The sequence below is a fragment of the Streptomyces sp. MCA2 genome, from assembly GCF_023544705.1.
Taxonomy (GTDB): Bacteria; Actinomycetota; Actinomycetes; order Streptomycetales; family Streptomycetaceae; genus Streptomyces; species Streptomyces decoyicus.
This window is the reverse complement of the sequence record NZ_JAMJFM010000003.1, coordinates 108,999-127,238: the sequence shown is the minus strand read 5'-3', so window position 1 is coordinate 127,238 and position 18,240 is coordinate 108,999. Positions and strand designations below refer to the sequence as shown.

At 67.1% G+C, this 18,240-nt stretch carries 13 protein-coding genes; 11 read left to right on the top strand and 2 right to left on the bottom strand.

The features are described 5' to 3' along the window. Window positions 1-19: 19 nt before the first annotated feature. Entirely contained in the window at window positions 20-1,417 is a 1,398-nt protein-coding gene (locus M8I34_RS03780; RefSeq protein WP_250047866.1) for a hypothetical protein, read from the bottom strand. A 411-nt stretch (window positions 1,418-1,828) separates the two neighbouring features. Here M8I34_RS03780 and M8I34_RS03775 point away from each other — a divergent pair, with 411 nt between their 5' ends. From M8I34_RS03775 to M8I34_RS03725, 11 genes are all read left to right on the top strand, one after another. Then, window positions 1,829-2,203 (top strand): anti-sigma regulatory factor, encoded by a 375-nt coding sequence (locus M8I34_RS03775; RefSeq protein WP_250047865.1) that lies wholly within the window; start codon window positions 1,829-1,831, stop codon window positions 2,201-2,203. A 56-nt stretch (window positions 2,204-2,259) separates the two neighbouring features. Next, complete coding sequence (locus M8I34_RS03770) at window positions 2,260-3,675, top strand: NAD(P)/FAD-dependent oxidoreductase (RefSeq protein ID WP_250047864.1); 1,416 nt, start codon at window positions 2,260-2,262, stop codon at window positions 3,673-3,675. Beyond that, entirely contained in the window at window positions 3,672-4,757 is a 1,086-nt protein-coding gene (locus M8I34_RS03765; RefSeq protein WP_250047863.1) for a hypothetical protein, read from the top strand. The genes M8I34_RS03770 and M8I34_RS03765 overlap by 4 nt, the downstream gene beginning before the upstream one ends. Further along, the gene (locus tag M8I34_RS03760; protein ID WP_250047862.1) at window positions 4,754-5,329 is read left to right on the top strand and encodes a hypothetical protein; all 576 of its coding nucleotides are present in this window, start codon (window positions 4,754-4,756) and stop codon (window positions 5,327-5,329) included. Before M8I34_RS03765 ends, M8I34_RS03760 begins: the two co-directional genes overlap by 4 nt. Then, a complete protein-coding gene (locus M8I34_RS03755) occupies window positions 5,314-6,348 on the top strand; it encodes a glycosyltransferase (RefSeq protein ID WP_250047861.1) in 1,035 nt (344 codons plus the stop codon). Before M8I34_RS03760 ends, M8I34_RS03755 begins: the two co-directional genes overlap by 16 nt. Then, a complete protein-coding gene (locus M8I34_RS03750; protein ID WP_250047860.1) occupies window positions 6,345-7,937 on the top strand; it encodes a hypothetical protein in 1,593 nt (530 codons plus the stop codon). Before M8I34_RS03755 ends, M8I34_RS03750 begins: the two co-directional genes overlap by 4 nt. Window positions 7,938-7,976: 39 nt before the next feature. Further along, window positions 7,977-8,459: an NUDIX domain-containing protein gene (locus tag M8I34_RS03745; protein ID WP_250047859.1), complete on the top strand. Its 483-nt coding sequence runs from the start codon at window positions 7,977-7,979 to the stop codon at window positions 8,457-8,459. Beyond that, the gene (locus M8I34_RS03740) at window positions 8,449-9,246 is read left to right on the top strand and encodes a phosphotransferase family protein (RefSeq protein ID WP_250047858.1); all 798 of its coding nucleotides are present in this window, start codon (window positions 8,449-8,451) and stop codon (window positions 9,244-9,246) included. The genes M8I34_RS03745 and M8I34_RS03740 overlap by 11 nt, the downstream gene beginning before the upstream one ends. Window positions 9,247-9,784: 538 nt before the next feature. Next, the gene (locus M8I34_RS03735) at window positions 9,785-14,380 is read left to right on the top strand and encodes an AAA domain-containing protein (protein WP_250047857.1); all 4,596 of its coding nucleotides are present in this window, start codon (window positions 9,785-9,787) and stop codon (window positions 14,378-14,380) included. Beyond that, complete coding sequence (locus M8I34_RS03730; RefSeq protein ID WP_250047856.1) at window positions 14,377-15,204, top strand: hypothetical protein; 828 nt, start codon at window positions 14,377-14,379, stop codon at window positions 15,202-15,204. The genes M8I34_RS03735 and M8I34_RS03730 overlap by 4 nt, the downstream gene beginning before the upstream one ends. 79 nt (window positions 15,205-15,283) lie before the next feature. Then, entirely contained in the window at window positions 15,284-16,627 is a 1,344-nt protein-coding gene (locus tag M8I34_RS03725) for a hypothetical protein (protein ID WP_093491595.1), read from the top strand. Between the two features lie 884 nt (window positions 16,628-17,511). On the opposite strand, the gene M8I34_RS03720 is transcribed toward M8I34_RS03725, so the two are convergent. After that, window positions 17,512-17,673, bottom strand: coding sequence for a hypothetical protein (locus M8I34_RS03720; protein WP_250047855.1), 162 nt, complete (start codon window positions 17,671-17,673; stop codon window positions 17,512-17,514). Window positions 17,674-18,240: the final 567 nt, after the last annotated feature.

Here is an 18,240-nt window from a genome sequence, read left to right as displayed (position 1 = left end):
ACCCTACTCGCGGGCGGTGTTACCTGGGCAGGGCGGCGACGGGGGCCGCGGTGAACGCCTCGATTTCCTCCCGTGCCACGCGGGCCTCGGGTGCGGTGAGCCACCGGGGATCACGCAGCGCGGTGTGGACCTGCCGCACCGAGGCAACGATGCCGTTGATGCGCTGATCGGCGGACAGGTCGAGAACGGGCCGCATGGCCTCATCGACACCGTCGAGGCTTCCGGCGTGGATGCGGGCGAGGGCAAGGTCGGTGTGGGCGCCGGCCTGGTCGCCGAAAGCCCATTCTTCGGGTTCCGCTTGGCGGTAGGCGGCGACGGCCGCTTCAGCCTGATGCTCCGCCTCGGGGGCGTTCGGCAGCCAGGCGGTGGCGTCAGCGGCGTAGTAGAGCTGGCGTGGTACGGGGAAGGTCATGATGCCGCCGAACTCGTCCAGGTCGTCGGGGGACGCCGCATCGCGGGCCCGTTCAGCTTCTGCGAGGGAACTCCGTACGGCTGCCACATCGCCGAGTGCGGCTCCGGCACGGGCTTGCAAGCAAGACAGCCATACGGCGCTGGTGCCGGTTACGCCTGCCACCTGGGAAATGCCGAGGGAAGCGTATTTAGAGGCTTCCTGGTGTCGGCCGTCCCAGTAGGCGATCAGGGATTGCAGGCCGCGGACCCAGGCGCGCATGGCGTGGTGGTCGGCGTTGTCCGCGCATACGTAGGCGGTGCGGGCCTGTGTCATGGCCGATCGCGGGTCGCCGAGGTCGTGGCTGGCCTTGGCGAGCATGCCGGAGGTGATGGCGGAGAGCAGGTACAACTCGCGGGCCTGGCCGGGGCGGACATGGCCGTGTTCGAGGAAGCGGAAGGAGAGGTCTTGGACTTCGACGAGGTCGCCGAGGAGGGGGGCAAGCGGCAGCTGGGGGTAGGAGGCGGCTAGACGACGTACCTCCTGGTGGAGCTCGTCCAGGGTCTCGGGACCTACGTTGCTGCCTTCTGCCATCGCGCTGAAGCGGAATGCACGGCGAGCTGCCATGGCGACCTGCCTCTCTAACGTGTCCCGGCCGGCGTTGTCGCCTGGAACGGGTCTGCTGGTGAACTCGATGCCGTCGAAGTCGCTGTCGCCTTCTCTGGGTTCGAGCGAAGGGGACGGCGGCCGTGTCGGCATGACGAGCCGAAGCTGGGGAACGGCACTGCCCTCGTCCGCTGGACCGAGCAGGACATCGACGGGATGTCGGAACATCGCCTCCAGTACCCGGCACAAGGCCGGGTAGGGGCGGGTCTTCACCTCGCCCCCGTACCACCGCTCAAACTGCCGCTTCGACACCGTCAGCCCGACAAGCGTCGGATCACGGTCCTGTTCGGCGAGTTCGTTGGCCGTGCGCTCGAAGTGAAGCTTGAAGGTCTCGAATACCTGCCAGTGGCGCCTGGTGATCAATGTCCGCAGAAGAGTGGGCCTTTGAGCCATCAATCCCCCGATGGGTTCCGGTCGGCTCGTCGGTTCGACGGTAGCCCTGCAATGCCGCATACGGGAGTGCGAGCTGCCGTGTGCGAGGAGATGACGGTGGAGACGGCGGCAACGTGACGGTACCCATGTCGTCCACTCCGCCAAGCCCGAATCAGACGTCGGCACTCATGTCGTGGTGAGGCGTGCCGCTTGGACGTCAGGCTCGATGCCCGCCCTGAACGCGAGCGAAGAGGTGGTGTTCCGGCAATGCCAGCAGCAGGAGACAGCGCGATGCGGCGACAGGCAGAGCCCCGTACCGCGATTCGGAGCGCGGAGGCCATTTGGAGCGACAGCGGCCCGCCCCTGCGGCGCGAGCGGACCTTCTCTCCACACGGCTCGTCCGTGAGTGAGGCACGCAAGTTCGCCGTCGAGGCTCTGTCGTCTTGGGGAGTCCGGGACCGCCTCGATGACGTGTGTCTGTGCCTGTCAGAGGTCGCCACCAACGCGCTCGTACATGCAGGCCCGCCCAGCTTCGGATTTCGGGCACGGCTAGCCATCAGCGGATCGGTGGTTCGGCTGGAGGTTCACGATCAGGATGCGGACCGGCCGCATCGGCAGCATCCGCGCCTTGATGACACCTCGGGTCGCGGCCTGCTCCTGGTGGACGAACTGTCCGATGGGTGGGGCGTGGACGAGCAGCACGGCATCGGTAAGACCGTCTGGATCACGTTCAAGATCACTGCTCCCAACCCTCGCACGCCCAAAGGCGAGATCTGACGGGGATGCGACCTGTTCACACCGATCACGAACGCCTTTACAGGAAAGAGGAATCCATGCCCAAAGCCCAAGATCCCTTACCCGGCCGCATCGTCATCCTCGGTGCCGGCCCCTGCGGACTGGCGTGCGCGAGCGAGCTGGACCGGCTCGGCCACCGCAACTGGACCCTGCTGGAGGCGTCGCCCACCGTCGGAGGGCTGGCGTCATCCGTGGTCGATCGTGCCGGCTTCACCTGGGACCTGGGGGGCCACGTGGTCTTCTCCCATTTCGGGGAGTTCGACCGGCTCCTGGGCGAGCTCTTCGCCCCGCATGAACTGCTGCACCACGACCGGTCCTCGTACATCCGGTTCCGCGACCGCTGGGTGCCCTACCCCTTCCAGCAGCACCTCCACTGCTTGCCGCAGGCCGACGCCGAAGCGTGCCTGGTGTCGCTGACGCACGCCTGCCAACAGCGCGGACAGACCCTGCCGACCGACACCGACTTCGCGACGTGGCTACAGGCCCAGTACGGAAGCGGCCTCGTTGAGCGCTTCTTCGCCCCGTACAACACCAAGGTCTGGGCGATCTCACCAGAGAAGATGAGCGCAGGCTGGGTCGCGGAGCGAGTGGCACCGGTCGACCTCGACGAGATCCTGGCAGCCTTCTACGGCGTCAAAGCCCCCGCACCGAAATGGGGGCCGAACTCCACATTCGCTTTCCCCTCCATCGGGGGCACTGGGGAGATCTGGCGACGACTGGGAGCCCGCCTGGGCAACCGAGTCCGCACCCGAGCCCCAGCCACGTCGATCGACCCGAGCGCCTGCCTCGTGCGACTGGAGAGCGGGGAGGCGGTCCCTTACGACCAGGTCGTAGCCACCATGCCACTGGACCGACTCGCCGCCATGACGACGACGAGCCCACCCGACGTACGGGAGGCGGCCCGCCGGCTGAAGCACACCACCGTCGCCATGGTCGGCCTCGGATACCGAGCCCCCACCCTGGACGAACGGTCATGGTTCTACTTCCCAGAGGACGACGTGCCGTTCTACCGCGCCACCAACTTCAGCAAGTACGCGCCTGCCAACGTCCCCGGCGCCGACACCACCGCCTTCAGCTCATGGATGACGGAGATCTCCGTGATGCCCGGGACTCGGGTCAACCAGCGTGCCCTGGTGAAAGCCGCCGATGCTGCGCTGCGGCGACATCGCCTGGTTCCCGGCCTGGCCGAGCTGGCCACAGCCCATGTGGAGATGATCCCGTACGCCTACCCGATCCCCACTCTGGACCGGGACGAGGCGCTGGCGTTGACGGTGCCGTGGCTGGAAGGCCAAGCGATCTACCCTCGCGGCCGGTTCGGTACCTGGCGGTACGAGATCGGCAACATGGACCACGCGGTGAAGATGGGCGTCGATATCGCCCGCCGTCTGGTCACGGGGGCTACCGAGGAGCTTCTCAGCAGCCAGGACGCGGTTCCTGCCGGGAGCCGCTCATGACCACCACCACGACGACGTCCGTCACCTTCGCCGGACACGTCTTCGATGTCGAGGTGGACCAGGACTTCGCCGTCGAACAGCACACTCACCTGCACAGCTTCGCCCCCGAAGCCGCGCCAGCCCCACCCTGTGGTCGGCTGACCAGCATTCGCATCCGCCACAACCGTGAGCTGTTCGCAGACCGGTCCGCCCGCCTCCAGACGGTGCAAAGCCGGTGCGTCGAGCCGTTCCGCGGTGAGCCGTATCTGCGGTCGCGGGTGGGTGACGTGGACTGGTGGCGCCCTCATCCCCGCTCGCACCTGTCCCAGGACCATCTCTATGCGCACGACTCCACCGGACGCCTGCACATCGTTCTCCACCCTGATGCACGCCGCGGAGAGCGCTATCTGCTGCGCATCATCCGGGAAGTCGTGATGCGGTGCGGCGAAGACCGGGGCTGGACCGCTTTCCATGCCGCCGCGGCGTCCATCGACGGAAACGGGGTGCTCGTCGCCGGACCGACCACAGCTGGCAAGACCACCATGCTCGCCGCTCTCGCCTGCCACCGCCGCGCGGACCTGGTGGCCTCCGACCGCGCGATGCTCACTCAGAACGCGGCCGACGTCATCGGTGTCCCGCTGTCCATCCGCATCGCCGGAGGCACACTGTCCGCTCTGACGCCGCGCGAGGCCCTGCCACCGCACCGGGTGCTCCCTCGCACGTTCGGTACGGATCAGAAGGCAAGCTGCACCCCGCGGGATTTCGCCGCCGCCTTCGCGGCCCAGGTCCGCGAGGGCGCTCCACTGCGGCTCGTGCTTCTGCCACGGCTTCGCGACGATGACACCCCGCTCAGCATCCAGGGGCTGCACGGCGAAACCGCCCGTGCCGAGTTGGCCGCCGCGTGCTGCACCCCGGATGACGAGGACTGGCTCCATCCGTGGTTCGCGTGTCAGAGCCGGTCGGTGGAGGCACTGCGCGCTCAGGCCGACCAGGTACTGGACGACCTGGTAGCGAAAGTCCCGGTGTTCAGGGTCACCGCCGGCGTTCGTATTCCCCACTTGCTGGAACGCCTCGCCGACGCCGTGGCCAGGAGGCTCTCGTGACACCGAAACGCATCGCCGTTGTAGGTCCCGTGGCTTCTGGGAAATCCACCATCGCCGCCGAGATTGCCGGACACACGGGACTGCCTCACCTGGACCTCGACAACCTGTTCTGGGGAGCGGGCTGGACGCCCGTTGACGCCGTGATCTTCCAGAAGCGGGCCAGGGACGCGCTCAGCGCAGAGACCTGGATCGCCGATGGCAACTACAGCGGGCCTGTCGGCGAGATGCTGCTGGGCCACGCCCAGCTGGCGATCTGGCTCGACCTCCCCCTGCGCACCTGCCTGCCCAGGCTTCTCAAGCGCTCACTCCGGCGAGCCGCCCGTGGCGAGGAGCTGTTCGCCGGCAACCAGGAGACGTTCCGACATCTGTTCGCCAGGGACTCGATTCTCCTCTGGGGCCCGGCCCATCACCGCCAGCACCGCCGTCGCTGGCGCCACCATCTCGGCCCCAACAAGCCCCATGGGCTGCCCGTGCTGCGCCTCACCAGATCCACGGCGGTTGCACCGGAGCTCCGAGCCATGGGTCTGCTGCCCCCAGCTGCGAGGGCGGTGGCACCGTGCCGCACACGGTGATCGCCTCGGCCGTCCGCGTCCCCTGGCACAGCCACCATGGGGGCTACGACCGGCTCCTTGATTACCTGCCGGAAGCCAAGCGCATCACCGCGCCACGAGGAATCACCGGCCAGAAGATCGCCACCGCCGCCCATCACTGGCTTCGCCGCCGCTGCCCCCTGCCGTTCTACCCGGCCGAACACTTCGCCACGGATGCACGCGTCCTCGCCAGACGCGGGCCCGCCCACATCCTCTACGGCGACGAGCAGTTCTGGTTCTCCCGCCACCGACTGGGCCCCACCGCCGTCACCTATCACCAGCCGCCCGCCCGCCTGGCCGGCTTCATGCCGACCACGAACTGGCGGCGGCTCGCCACACACGCAAGCCAGATCATCGCCCTCGCCCCCGACCAGCTGGCGTTCTTTGCCAACCACCTGTCCGAGGAGCGCGTGCACCTGATCCCGCACGGCATCGACACCGCCGCCTTCACGCCGTCAGGAGTCCCGGAGCCCGGCGGCCGACCATTGCTCCTGACTGTGGGCTGGTGGCTGCGCGATTGGGAGGTCCTGGACACGGTCCACGACCAGCTCCATCGACGGCACGGCAACGACATCGAGCTCGCCGTCGTCACCCGCCAGGCCAACCGGCGCACCTGGCACCCAGCCGTGCGCCTGCTGGAAGGAATCAGCGAACTCACCCTCACCCAGCTCTACCGCCAGGCCGCGGCCGTCTTCCTCCCTCTGACAGACGCAACCGCCAACAACGCACTCCTGGAAGCCCTGGCCTGCGGAACCCCGGTAGTCGCCACCGACACCGGCGGCATCTCGTACTACACGGGTCACGGCCCTGCCGCCTTGCTCACACCACCCGGTGACGCAGCTGGCGCCGCCGAAGCCGTCGAAACCCTCCTCGGCCAACTCGGAACCGCCGCCCACGCTGCACGACGTGCCGCGGCCCGGGAGCGCGCCGAGCTCTTCGCCTGGCCATACATCGCCGATCAAGTTCGCTCTGTCTACCGCCTGCTGGAGGAGGAACGATGATGTTGGTCGAACTGTGGTTCCACTACGCCGTTCCCGTCCTGCTCGCCCTCCTGCTGGCCCGCGGGCTCTGGGCACTCGTCGCAGTCGAACTCTCTGCCCGTTGGCTGCTGGACAACGCACGCCGAGACCCCGTCTCGGCCGACGAGGACGGGCCCTGGCTGGTGGTCCTGCTGCCCATGCTCCGCGAGCAAACCCTTGCCCCCGAGACGATCGCCGCCTTCACGGCCCTCGACTACCCACGAGAACGTGCAGTGGTGGTCGCCATCACCACCGAACGAGAAGAGAACGCCCGCCGTCGCGACCGTGATCGCCTTCCGGCACTGGCGGACACCAGCTGCCTCACCGAGGCCCAACTGCGCGGGACGTTCCCCGGGGACCGCTGCGGCGACGTCGCTGACGAGGTCAACGCTGCTCCCAAAGAGAAGCGCCTCCCCCTTCTCGCCGAGTTGTACGACGCAGAACCCACGACCCGCGAAACCGTCGCCGCCCTGGCCGTAGGCCAGCCAGCCGTGGGGCTGCGTCTGGTGCACCTGCACCAACCTGACACCGGCGGCCGCAAGGCCGGACAGCTGAACCACGCCGTCGACCGCCTCGACGAGATCCTCAGCCCCCTCGGCTGGCACGACGAGAACGACGCGGACAACACCTTTCTCTGCGTCTATGACGCCGACGCCACCCCGGACGTCCGTACGCTGACCGCCTTCGCCGATATAGCTACTCGCCGCAGAGCCCTCACCGGCCGGCCGCCGGCCCTGATCCAGCAGCAGCGCCTGCCACTGCTCGGCCGCCGTCCCTTTCCACCCGGCGCCACTGGCCTGTTCCTGGCGGGAGAATGGCTCTACCAGCTCCGCCGCTCACTCGGTATCGAGCTCGCCCGCATCCGCCTGACGCAATGGCTCACTACCACCCAAGTTCCAAGCCCTATAAGGACACTGCTGCGGCCAATGATCTACGGCGTCGGCTGTGGCATGACCGTCCACCTGCCGACCCTACGAACCCTCGGTGGCTTCCCCGAACCGATGGAGGATCTGGGCACCGGCCACCGCCTCTCCCTCCTCGGTGCCGACATCGCACCCGCCACCGTCGCCGTCCTGGACGAGCCCTATACCGAGCCTCGCGGCCTGACCAACCTCCACGCCCTCGCCTTCCTCACGTCAGCCCGGCCGGACCGCCATGCGAAGGGCGTCGCTCACCTGCCGAGCGCCCTCACCCGCATCGGCAAGGCGCTCCTGGTACTCCGGGAATGGGCCGACGAGATCGCCTGGGTCACCGGCGCCCCGCTGATCGCCGCCGTGGTCATCTCCGCATTCTGGGCCGGTCCGCTGTGCTTCGTGCTTGCCCTCACGGGGGTCCTGCTGCATGGTCCCGTCCTGACAGCACGACTCATCAAGCTGGCCCCGGCCCTTCATGCCGCGGTCGTTCCCCCGACCTGCCGCGTCACTGCCGCCCCATGCCCCACACGTGGCCGCCGTGCAGGGTTGATCGCAAACAGCCCCGCCCAACCGTTCATCCGCCTCGCCGGCCCCTGGCGGATGATCTTCCGTCGCATCACCGGACACGCGACGACCTTCGGTAAGACTGAACGCTGAAGCACCATCCAATCCGCAAGAGGAAGTTGGACCAGAACCATGACCGAGCCCTCCACCGCCGAAATTCGCACCTCCGCCAAAGCCGTGGTCCTCCACGACGACCAGGTCCTCCTCATGCGTGCCGTCTGGGAGGACCAGGAGTGCTACTTCCTCCCTGGAGGCGGCCAACATCCTGGAGAGAGTCTCGGCGACGCCGTCGCTCGCGAAGTCGACGAGGAAACCGGCCTGACCGTCACCGTCGAGCGGCTGCTGTGGCTCCGTGAATACATCGGCGCCAACCACGACCACCCCGAAAGCGAAGCCGACACCCACCGCATCGAAGCGATCTTCCTGTGCACCCCCACCAGCGATCCCGGCCAGCTCGGCGGCTATGCCCAGGACGAGGTGCAGACCGGCCTGGAATGGGTACCGCTGGGCAAAGTCCCTGCCCTCAACCTGCTGCCACAGGCCATCCGCCAGCCCATCGCCTCCCTTGCTGAGGCACCCCAACCCCTCGATAGCTACCTCGGCGATGTCGCCTGACAGCACCATGGACGGCATCGACGGTCGCGTCCCACCCGGCGCCCGCGAGATCACCACCGGCCAGGCCAACCGCGTCTGGTCGGTGGAAGGACCGACGCCGTACATCCTCAAGCACTACGGCGACCGGAGCCGTGCTGCCAATGAAGCCGCCGCTCTCCGCCTCCTGGCCAGACATGGTGCCCCGGCTCCACAGCTGCTCGCCGCTTCCAGCGGCAGCAGCGCCCCTCCATGGACCGCACAGACCGCACTTCACACGAAGCCTGTGCACCTCGACCGCTTCCTGGCGGAGCTCGCCGAACCGCTGGCCGCGATCCACCGCATCCCCGGCACGCACTTCGGCCGCCTCGCCGGCGCACGACAACACCACAGTTGGACCGACTACCTCCACGACCGCCTGCGCATATACGCGGCAGCCGCCCCGTCCCTACGCGCCGTGGCCCGGCGCCTCCACCAAGAAGTCGACGCCAGCGACAACGCCATCCAGCCAGTGCTGCTCCATCACGACCTGCAGCCAGGGCACCTCCTTCGCGAACCCACCGGTTCCCGACTGCTCATCGACTGGGAGCTGGCCATCTATGGCGACCACCGGTCCGACCTCGCTCGGCTCGCCGTACGCTGCGACCTCGACGACCCCACACCCGTGCTCGCTCTCGTCAGTCGGCCCGACGCCACCGCCGAAGGCCGACTTCATTTGTACTGGCGTATTCACCTGCTCGCCGACGCCGTGCTGAGCACAGACCGAGCCGTACGGGAACGGGCAGCCGGGAGACTACTCAGGTGTAGGTGAGAATGACACCCGCATGATCAAGAGCGAGGGCTTTCACACCTCCACGGCCTACACCGGACGCGTCGACCTTTGAACGTTATGCTGCCGAATCTTGCGAAACCGCTGTTAGCCGTCGCTTACGGGGGATGGCCCACTTCCAAAGGGTGCCGCTTTTGCCGTTTCCTCTGGTGGACACTTGGCGCTTCGACGGTGAAGCCTGAGGTCCAGTTTGCGCCATAACTGGTCATCGTTCATCGCGAATCAAAGCTGCCGTTCGGTCCGCCCGCAGTGCCACCTATGAGGTTAGGCATCGTATGCGGGGCCCTGCGATCTGGATTCTCTTGAGGGCCCCGTATCGCCTCCCACCTGTGCAGAGGAACCCGAGGGGAATCCTGCTGCGCGTACTTCCGCCAGACCGATCGGCACGTCCACGACCAGCCATTCGGTGACGCCCGGGCGCCGGAGCTGTGAAGCGGATCCAGCCATCCCGCCAGGAGTTCGTTGCGGTGACCACGACCGACCCTCATCCTGAAACGTTCGTCAGCGGCCAAGAAGGAGAATGGTGAACGTTCCGCGACGCCACGCGAGTGATCCTGACGTCATCGGGCAGACAGCAGGGCTGGTCAACTTCCTGCGCGACGTGGTCCACAGTAGCCATCAGAGACAGCGTGACGACCGTGGCCGGGAACGCCTATGGCTTGCCCGGCTGCCCGAGCCCGTCCGCAGGCCGACACCACGCGATGACGGCGTGCTGCTGACTCTCGACCATGTGCCGCAGAGCGCGCCGCCTGACCTTCCCGCCTCGCTTGACGGTTGGGTCGAGCCGACGCGCTGCCTGGACCCAGATGGTGGTGATCCGCCTCTTGCGGAGGCGGGGCCGGGGCGGGAGCTCGTGCGCGTCGCAGACGAGAGGGAGCGGCTGGAGGAGGAAGGCACCCTGCGCCGTGAAGAGGCAGGTGAGGTGCTGCGGACCTACGGCACCTGGCTGGACCGCTGGCGCAGGTGGGCGGAGCGGGAGCGCGCGGAACGACCGCTTCGGGAGCTCTACGACCGGGTCTACGCGTGGCACCAGAAGCTGGCCCAGGAGGATGACCAGACGGAACTTATCCTGGGCGTAGGGCTGTTGACCTGGGCTAGTCCGAACGAGGACACGGTGCACCGTCATCTGTTCACCCAGCGCGTGGAGACGTCGGTGGACCGCCGCACGGCAAAGCTGACGGTGCGGTTGTCGTCGGAGAGCGCCTTGCGTCTCGAAGACCAGGATTTCCTGGACAGTGACGACGGATGGGTACGCGAGCGCGGGGCCGCTCTCTCGGAAGAGATCACTGCTCGCGCGATGGATCCGCTGGGGACCGAGGCGCTGGAGCAACTGGCGCAGTGGCAGGAGCGGGCGACCACACGTCCCATGGGCTTCAGCGCGGGGTGGGAGCCACCCCGCGCTCCTGAGCCGGGGGCGCGTCTCACATACGCGCCCGCCTTGGTCATGCGCCCCCGCAACCTCAACTCTCTGCTGAGGTTCTACGATCAGATCGCGGAAGCGGTGGCCTCGGAGGGCCGTGCGCCGCTCGGCCTGGCCCAAATGGCCATGACGATCGAGTCCGACGACCGATCCACCTGGGACGGAACCCAGCAGGCCCCGCTCTTCGGTGACGATCCTCTCTTTCCGGGCAAGACAAACGCACAGCAGCGCAGTGTGCTGGGGCGCCTGGAGCGGGACACCGGCGTGGTGGTCCAGGGGCCGCCCGGCACGGGCAAGACCCACACGATCGCCAACCTTGTCTCCGCGTTGCTCGCACAGGGCCAGCGGGTGCTCGTCACAAGCGCTCGCGACCAGGCTCTGACCGTCCTGCGGGATAAACTTCCGCCCTCAGTAAGGGACTTGTGTGTCCTGTTGCTCAGTTCGACTCGCCACGACGGCGCGGGCGAACTGGAACGCACCATCAGCGCGCTGACTGACCAGGTGGCCACCAGCGACCGTGACGAACTACGCGCCGAAATCCGCCGCCTCGCCGGCGAACGAGACGAGGTACGAGGACGGATCGAGACGCTCACGGAGCAGGTGATCTCGCTAAGGGAGGCCGAGTACCGGCATCGGAGCGTGGCACCGGGATACGCGGGAACACTCGCCGAGATCGTGGAGCGGGTCCACACCGGCGCCCAGGAGTTCGAGTGGATCAGCCCTCTCCCGGACACCGCTGAAGACGTCCCTCCACTGGCCTCCGAGCAGGCCCAGGAACTTCTGCTCCTGCTGCGTGACGGCGCGGGTGAGCCGCGCGCGGGCGGCACGTTGCCTGTCCCTGACGAGCTTCCTTCGCCCAAGCGTGTCGCGGACGTCTTCGCGGCCAGCTGCCTCAGCGACGAGGGGCTGTCGCCAGAGGCCATCGAGGTCCGGAACGTACTCGCCCATCTCGACGCCTCTGTGACCGCCGAACTGGCCTCGCTGCTCGATGCCTGCGAGACGTCCCTTCATCACCTCGGCGTGCCTGCCGACGCCACACGCTGGGATCCGGATGCCTGGATCACCCGGGCCCTGACGGACCGGCTCTCCCGATCCAACTTCGGGCTGTGGCAGCGTGTGTCAGCCATCACCGAGGACATCCGCGAGGTCGTGCGGGACGTGGACGCGCTGGGTCTGCGCCTGGTGACCGTGCCAGAGGACCTGACCGCCCAGAAGGCCAGCCAGCTGGCGACCACCGGCACCGCGCTTCGGGCCCACCTTGCCGCAGGCAAGACCTTGCTCCCCCGGTTTCCGAGCAAGGCTCGGAAGAACGCGCGCGAGTTGCTGGACTCCTGCACCGTCGACGGTCGTGCGCCGCAGACGGCTGAGGACCTGGACGCTGTACTGGCGCACCTCCGGGCCCACTCCGCCCTTGCCGGCGCAGCCACGCGCTGGCAACAGGTCAACGCCGCGGTCCCCCCGGGAGACGTGGAGGTACGGCTGGCGGCACTGAGCGCACGCGCCGAGCGCCTTGAGCACGTACAGGCGTTTGGCTCGGCTCGCGACTGCGTCGACGAGCTTCTCGTACGTCATGGCGTGCGCTTGACGATCGCCTCCCGCCGGACGTGGCAGGATTTCAACGCTGGCGTCGCCGCGCTCCACGGCCGACGTGCCGCCGACGAGGCAGTTGCGCAACTGGCCGCGTGGGATGAACTCCTTCGTACCCCCATCGATGGCGGCCAGCCATCGACAGAGTCCATGGTCCTCGTGCAGGCCCTTCGAGATCAGGACGTGGACTCCTATGCCGAGGCCATAGATGCACTGGCTGCAGCGCACCAGCGGGAGCATCGCACGCGTCGGTGCGCTGAGCTGCTCGGCGCCCTACGCGCCAGCCACCCTCTGCTCGCAGGCCGCCTCATCGACATCGCTGACGATCCCGACTGGGAGGAACGGCTCGGGTCCCTGGAACGGGCGTGGGCATGGGCAAAGGCTTCGCAGTTCCTGGACAAGCAGCGCATGCCTGGTCTGGAGCGCAAACTCGAAGGCGAGCTGAGCGAACACGAGGCCCGGCTGGAGCATGTGACCGGTGAACTTGCTGCTGCCTGGGGTCGGCTGCACTGCTTGGAGCGGATGACGCAGGAACAGCATTCAGCGCTCCAGGCCTACCGGACACACATGGCATCCGTAGGCAAGGGCAAGGGGCGGCATGCGGGGCGCTTCCGAGCCGCGGCGCGCGATGCGATGTCCGTGGCCCAGGGCGCGGTTCCCGCATGGGTCATGCCCATTCCCCAGGTCGCCGAGATGGTGCAGGCGAAGCGGGACGTCTTCGATGTCGTCATCGTCGACGAGGCCAGCCAGGCAGGAATGGACGCGTTGTTCCTCCTGTGGTTGGCTCCGCGCGTGATCGTCGTCGGTGATGACAAGCAGTGCGCGCCCGCTGTCACGGCCCAGGGCCGTCTGCAGGCGATCCAGGACAAGCTGGCCGCCCATCTGCCGGACATGCCCACCCGGCTGCGCCAGCTCTATACGCCGCACACGAACCTCTACCAGTTGCTGTGCAACTTCTTCCCGCAGGTGATCCGCCTCGAAGAGCATTTCCGCTGTGTGCCCGAGATCATCAACTGGTCCTCCAGCACCTTTTACGACAACAAGCTCCTCCCCCTGCGCCAGTACGGAGCCGAAAGGCTCGATCCGTTGTGTACGCAGTTCGTCGAAGGCGCCGTGGTTGCGGGCCGCGACAGCCGTGTCCACAACCCCAAGGAGGCCGAGGCGATCGTCGACTGCCTAGCACGCCTGGCCAAGGACCCGGCCTACCAGGACAAGACCATGGGCGTGATCGTGCTCCAGGGCTTCGGACAGACAAAGCTCCTGGAGACCCTCATCGAGCAGCGGCTGCCGGCCACCATGCGTGAGCGCCACCAGATTCGCGTGGGCAACGCGGCCTCGTTCCAGGGTGACGAGCGCCACGTCATGCTGCTGTCCATGGTCGTGACGAACCCGCCGCGCGCGGCGGGCGGGAACAAGAGCGAGCAGCAGGCGTACAACGTCGCCGCCAGCCGGGCCCAGGACCAGATGTGGCTCTTTTACTCGGTCCCGCCGGACCGTCTCAAGCCACACGACCTGCGGCTCAACCTCCTGACGTACATGGAGAACCCGCCCGCTGCGCTGGAGGCCGCCGACGACATCGGACCGGTGCTGCCCGACGTTCGCAGGGCTCCCTTCGACTCGCTTTTCGAACAGCAGGTGTACCTGAAGATCAAGGAACTGGGCTACCACGTGGTCCCGCAGTTCCCGGCTGGCAGCAAGCGCATCGATCTCGTGGTGGTAGGGGCCCGCGGTCGGCTCGCTGTGGAGTGCGACGGTGACGCCTTCCACCACGCCACGCGGGAGCAGATCGAGAGTGATCAACGACGGGACCGTGAACTGAAGCGCGTGGGCTGGAAGTTCTGGCGGGTGCGGGAAAGCGAATTTCGCTTCGACCCCGCTGCGGCACTCGATGGTCTGTGGGAAGAGCTCGACCGTGCGGGGATCCGGCCTGCGAACTACACGCGGTCCGCGACAGCCACCCAGTCGGTCGGTTCGAACGCCGAGTGGAAGCCACTCCATCTGTCCCCGGACGACGAGCTCAACGACGAAGAGGGCACCGGGGACGAACAGACCGACGACCGGTACGACGAGCAAACCGACAACGACATCACGGAGGACGACGCCGCATGACGCAGGAAACTGTTTTGGGTCCGCTCGACGGCAACACCTTGAAGGAGCTGGCCCGCGTCATTTGCGGCGACGACAACCTCTACTACCGCAGGGGCTTCGAGATTGCACAGTTCCTGGAGAACGCCGGGTGGCGCAATGTGCCCGAGTACGACGGCGAGTACCGCGGCGAGTGGACGCTCCAGCTCATCATGGCTCGTCGTGACAGCCCCACCGAGCTGGAGAAGGTGCTGGTCAGGCTCGCAGATGCGCGAGAGTACCTCGAAGAGCCCGACGTCCTTCCGACCGTCGTCAACGCGGTCAACACCTTCCTCGTCCACGAAGGCTTCCGCCTGGAGAACCCCGGCGGCCGGCCCAGGGTTGTCGTCTGCGACCCGGCTATGGCGCACCCGGGCCAGCAGGCACCGGTCGAACTCAAGGCCACCATGGCCGAGATCATCCGTGAACCACGGATGGCTACGCTGCTCCAGCGCCGCCTTGACGAAGCCCGTACCTGTTACGCCAACGGAGCTCACATCGCGGCCATCATCATGCTGGGCAGTCTCCTCGAAGGCGTCCTGCTCACGGTGATCGAGGAACGCGACGCCTCCCTGCTGCGCAACAAGGACCCCAATTTCATCGGCCTCAAGGCCCTCATCGACATCTGCCACCAGGCGGGCTGGATCGACGTCGACATGGAACGCTTCAGCCAGGCCGTTTGCAAGTACCGCAATTTTGTCCACCCACGGCGTGAGTTCCGCGAGGCACACACTCCCGACCGCGACACGCTCACTGTGTCCTGGTACGTCGTGAACGGCGCCCTCAACGACCTCGCGGCCAGCGCGTAGAGCCAGCACGTACGAGAGCCGCGGCGAGACTGCCGGCCACAGCGCTCAGACCAGGCACATCGGATCAGTAGGGGGTAGGTTGAAGATCACGACAGAAGTGCTGAGAGACCTTGCGGAGCCGTCGAGCGTCGCAGTCCACTCGAACCGGGAGCTGGCCGGCGATGTGAGCGTCGCGGCGGCGGACGACGACAAGCAAAGAGAGGAAAAGGAGCTTGATCGGCTTCGCCGAAAGCCGGGGCTACGGCCCATAGCAGCCAAGGACCTCGACCGGCTCACGCAACTCACACCCTGGGATGTGCTGCACTCCTTTGGACGCGCAATCACCTTGGCCCGGCGTGGAGCGGGACGCGGCCTCGCCGAGCACTGGGGCTGCCTGAAGTACAACCAAGCTCTAGCCGGCAGCTCAAACTCCTTCCTGGCACTCTCCGCCGAGGGCAGGGAGACCGCGGACTACTACAAGGCACTTCAGTCGGGAGAACTCGGCACCGGTTTCGCGCTGGCACTCGCTACACGACTCCTGAGCAGGCGCTATCCCAGTCATTTCGTATCGATCGTGCCGGCTGACACAGCTCTGCGCGCAGGGTGGGCCCTCACCAGCAGGGACTCCGGACCGAAGTCGGGTTACCGATACCGACCGCAGTTCTTCGCCGAGGTATGGAAGCCCGGCGCGCCCTCTCGCGTCTTCCCGATCGCGTGCAAGGGCAACCACAGCGGGCTCTCCGCGTCCCATACTCAGCTTGCGTCGGCCTCCGCCCACGTCGAAGCAGTGCACATCGGGGCGTGGGACGAGACACAGTGCCTGCTGTTCAGCACAGAGCTCCCGCTCGACGGCCCACTGACAGTCCACGCCCTGGAGACGGGCGGGGAAGGAGGTTGGCTGGACGCTCCGGGTCGCGTCCTTGATCACGCGCTGGAGGACGACAACGTCTATCCCGGGATCCAGCCGCCCGCGAAAGGCGACCAGCCCACGGAGCCCGAACCCGGCTATCACGTGAGCCCGGACCGCTACGCGTGGTTCCAACACGCGCTCGCTCGAACAGCCGCAGCCGGACTTACTGCATTCGCCGGAGACACAAGGGCGACCGCTCAGTACCTGACGAAACGACAAGGACAACGGCACTTCACAGGCTTCACACACGCGGCCACGGACAGCGTCCAGGACGCACGACACCGGTTCTTCGGTACCGACTTCGTTGGCACAGACCACGTCTTCCGGCTTAACCGAAAGCGAGTCGAGGCATTCTCCGGAGTCGCGGAGGATCTCTTCCGCCACCTTGAGGAGGGGCGGGTGGAACAGTACCGTCGCGAAATCTACGCGCGCCGGTCCACCTGGCCATGCGATACCTGGGCCCCACGCTGGAACGGTCCCATCTCCATACATCCTGATGGCTCCGTGCTGGCTATGCGCCTACTGCGCAATTAGTCCACGCATGCGTAGGGGCAGGCGGCGCTCGGGCCTTTCATGGGCGCAGCTCGTGGGTCTGAACCCGTATGCGGCACAGACCCACGAGCACTGACACGGGGCCCACGCCTGGAGGCTGCCCTCGCCCACCACCCGAACCCAACCAGAGCTGCCCCTCTAAGCAGCGCTCACGTCATCCATGCTTTGAGCGGACGGCGGAAAAGAGGTGACGAAGGCAGGGATCAGCGTCCGGTCAGGTGGGGTGCTGACCTGCAAGGACAGCACCACCCAGCCTGATCCAGCACGCCTGATTATGGATTCGACCCCACGCCCAAAGCGGGTTGCGGCCACGTATGTCACGCCTGCCAGCAGGGACATTTCTTCGCGCAAGCAATCCGCATCCCTTCGGAAGCAGTGTGCGGGGGGGGCAGAGATCCGGCGCCTGCGGTTCCCATCTCAAGCCGCAGTCGCCATTCGGCGACAGCCCTCCTCAGCTCCCTGGGAGAAATCTGGGAGAAGGCCTTCTCCCAGAGCCCCTGCGACACCACGCTATGCCAACCCACGCCAACCCTCTGGCCTGGGCAGATACCAGAACATGCTAGTAAGGATCTTGCCCGTACCTAATTCGGACGAAGAGGTCGTGGATTCGAATCCCGCCACCCCGACTGAAGGAACACAGGTCAGAGGCGCCTACGGTACCGACGTAGCGGGGGCCTGGTGAGGGGACTCAACCTTCCGCCTTGGTCAGAGTGAGGCGCTGAACAGGAGAGGTCCCGGACGGTTTGTCCGGGCTCGATGAACTGCACCCCGAGGCCAGTCATGCTCGGCCTCGGCGCCCGCCGCCGGGGTTCGCCACGGGCCGCAGAGGTGATCCCACCGGCCCCCACCCAACTCAACCCGCTGGGTCACTTGCGGCTCTGGCCTCGCATGACGTCGATAAGGTCACTGGCCAGCAGGCGGGCTCCGTACAGCAGACCGGCCATCACCAGGGTGACGATGCCGATAAGCGGCCCGATCGCCGAGTCCGGCACGTTCAACAGGTGCGCCCCCACCGCTGTACCCACCACAGCGCAGTTCCCCCACCTCTATGACAGCGCCCGGCACTGACACGGGCCCGACGTCGCGATCACCCGTCCGAAAATCGCTGGCTGCTGCCACCGGGTGTGCATAGTCGCCGAGTTGGCCGCCCTGGATTGTCAGTGCCGGTCGCTACCGTCGAGTGTTGAGCCGAGGAACACCCGGCCCCGTCTGGGAGTATTCCCCCCTTCACCGCCGAGGACCGCCCGTGCCCTACGTACGCCCGCACTACCGCCGTGACGGCACCTACGTCAAAGGCCACAACCGCCGCACCCGCCCCCGCACCGCCCAGCCCTATACGGCATCCCGACGTACCACCCCGCGTCCCGCTCCCGTGTCACGGCCTCGACCAGTCCCCACCAGCCCGACGACCCATGTCCGTGCCTACTACCGCTCGGACGGCACCCGCGTACGCGAGCATCACCGGTCCCTCAGCCCTCGCCCCCTCGTGGCAGCAGGCACCGGAGGAGGCGGTCTCCTGCTGCTCCTGTTACTACTGGCCCTGGCCGGCGGGCCGGGAACAGGCAGCAAGGCACCGGTCGGCACGACGCCATCCC